The sequence below is a fragment of the Methylophaga pinxianii genome, assembly GCF_020447225.1.
Lineage (GTDB): Bacteria > Pseudomonadota > Gammaproteobacteria > Nitrosococcales > Methylophagaceae > Methylophaga > Methylophaga pinxianii.
The window spans coordinates 1-2386 of sequence record NZ_JAJAEO010000094.1 but is presented as its reverse complement, the minus strand read 5'-3'; the positions used below and the strand labels follow the sequence as shown (position 1 = coordinate 2386).

Sequence of the window (2386 nt, the reverse complement as noted above, 5' to 3'; positions counted from 1 at the left end):
GGGGGGAATGGCAACCAAACTCGCAGCGGCAAGACGTGCTGCCCGTTCAGGGGCAACTACCGTTATTCTCTCGGGAAAACATCCGTTAAATTTACGGCATCTGGCCGCTGGACAAGGGGTCGGCACATTATTATGGCCTGATATCAAACCGATCAAAGCACGTCAGCAATGGCTTGCAGGACATTTGATTCCCAAAGGGCGGTTAATGCTGGACGATGGTGCTGTTGCAGTGATCAAACAGCATGGTCGAAGCATTTTACCTGTAGGTGTCCGACAGGTTGATGGGCAGTTTACCCGTGGTGAATTAGTGTTATGTACTGATTTACAGGGCCGGGAAGTGGCTCGTGGACTAGTGAATTACAGTGCCGATGAAGCTGTTAGGATAATGGGGCAGCCCAGCCAGGCAATTCAAAGTCTATTAGGCTATGTTGATGAGCCGGAATTAATTCATCGGGACAATCTTGTTGTGACTTCGGCGTAACACAGTGGCATAAAAAAACCGGCGAGAGCCGGTTTTTTTTAGCTGATTCAGTAGAACAGTCAATTACATTGCGCGGACAGCGTTGTTTAAACGGCTTTTACCACGGGCAGCTGTATTTTTATGAATCAGGCCTTTACGAGCCATGCGATCCAGAACAGGTACTGCAGCTTTAAAAGCAGCGACCGCTTGTTCTTTATCGCCATTAGCAATGGCTTTTCTAAGTGCTTTAACTTTTGTACGCATCGCAGAACGCTGACTAGCATTCAATTGACGGTGAACTTCCGCCTGACGGGCGCGTTTTTTTGCTTGTGCTGAGTTTGCCAAAGTGTTTCTCCTAAGAATCAGCTATTTGTATATGAACCGGGCATTATCCTGATTTTGCTTCCATTTGTAAATGGTATGATGCTGACTTTTTTCAAGCACGAGTGAATGATGCGAATTATAACAGCGAATTTGAATGGGATCCGAGCTGCTGCGCGAAAAGGATTTTTTAACTGGTTAGAAAAACAAGATGCCGATGTAGTATGCATCCAAGAGACTAAAGCGCAAATACATCAGCTGGAAGACAAAATCTTTTCACCTGAAGGTTATCATTGTTATTACCATGATGCGGTCAAAAAGGGCTATAGCGGAGTGGCAATCTACAGCCGTCTTCAGCCGGACGAAGTCATTACCGGCATGGGCAATGCCGAGTTTGATATTGAAGGACGTTATATCGAAGCCAGATTTGGCAAGCTGAGCGTGATCTCACTCTATCTGCCCTCAGGTACCTCTGGTGATGAAAGGCAACAGGCCAAGTATCGCTGTATGGCATTTTTTGAAAACAAAATGCAGGAAATGAAAGATTCCGGTCGGGATTACATTATTTGCGGTGACTGGAATATTGCCCATAAAAACGAAGATATCCGCAATTGGAAAGGTAATCAGAAAAATTCCGGCTTTTTGCCCGAAGAACGCGCCTGGTTAGACAAGCTGTTTTATGAAATGAATTTTGTCGATGCATTCCGTGAGCTGCCGCAAGCTGAACATGAGTACACCTGGTGGTCCAACCGCGGACAAGCCTGGGCCAATAATACCGGGTGGCGCATTGATTACCATATTCTGAGCCCGAGCCTCAAAGGAAAAGTCAAAGCCACCGATATTTATCGTGATGAACGTTTCTCGGATCATGCACCACTGACCGTGGATTATGATTATTCTATTTAAAATTAAATTTGAACTTTAGGCTGCTGGTTGTCTCTGACTAGCACACCATTTAGAGGCAACAAATCATGTTTTCGTTCTTAAAGTCAGACCCGGTCAAAAAACTGAAAAAACAACTTGCTCAGAAACAAGAACAGGCGATGCTCGCCCAACGAAATGGGGATATGCGTAAGTTTGCTGTGCTTACTGAGGAATCTCAGGAGTTGGTGGATAAAATTAAACGGCTTGAATCCTAATTGAGGGTAGATTGAAGTACTAAACCCAACAGTCTGAAACATGTCCTTCATTTCATCGCTGCCGCTGGGCGTTCATTTATTTTGCTTGCCCAAAATAAACGAACCAAACAAAAGGGCAGCCCATGCTCGCCCTGCGGGTTCCCTGTGCTTCTCGATCTGGTCGGGCATGACGGAAACTCCCTACGGTCAAACAGCCGTCATGCTGATCCGACCAGCTCTGCGATGCTCGGCTTCGCATAAGGGCGTTAGGGAAAGCCGTTGAGGTCGGCGATAAAATCCCCTTTTGTGCTGCCGGTAAAAATGGTTAACTCAGGATAAGAAATCGGAATGTTTGAGCGCAGCGAGTTTTTTCGATTTCCCTGAGATAACCATTTTTATCGGGGAGCCGCAGGCCAGCACAAGGGGTGCCTTTTCTTTTGGTTCGTTTTCTTTGGGCAAACAAAGAAAATGAACTCGCCCCATAGGG

General features: G+C 46.1%; 4 protein-coding genes. 3 read left to right on the top strand and 1 reads right to left on the bottom strand.

Going from position 1 to position 2386, the window contains the following annotated elements:
- On the top strand, positions 1 to 481 hold a 481-nt coding region (locus tag LGT40_RS00585; RefSeq protein ID WP_319000255.1), incomplete at its 5' end, for a PUA domain-containing protein.
- A gap of 63 nt (positions 482 to 544) precedes the next feature.
- Here the strand turns inward: LGT40_RS00585 and rpsT are convergent.
- Positions 545 to 805 carry a 30S ribosomal protein S20 gene (gene rpsT / locus LGT40_RS00580; protein ID WP_226076761.1) on the bottom strand — a complete coding sequence of 87 codons (261 nt, stop codon included), beginning with the start codon at positions 803 to 805 and terminating at the stop codon, positions 545 to 547.
- 108 nt (positions 806 to 913) lie between these two features.
- Between rpsT and LGT40_RS00575 the strand changes: the two genes are divergently transcribed.
- Positions 914 to 1687: an exodeoxyribonuclease III gene (locus tag LGT40_RS00575; RefSeq protein WP_226076783.1), complete on the top strand. Its 774-nt coding sequence runs from the start codon at positions 914 to 916 to the stop codon at positions 1685 to 1687.
- 65 nt (positions 1688 to 1752) lie between these two features.
- On the top strand, positions 1753 to 1920 hold the full coding sequence (locus LGT40_RS00570) for a DUF6435 family protein (RefSeq protein ID WP_226076764.1): 168 nt from the start codon (positions 1753 to 1755) through the stop codon (positions 1918 to 1920).
- The last annotated feature ends 466 nt before the right edge of the window (positions 1921 to 2386 follow it).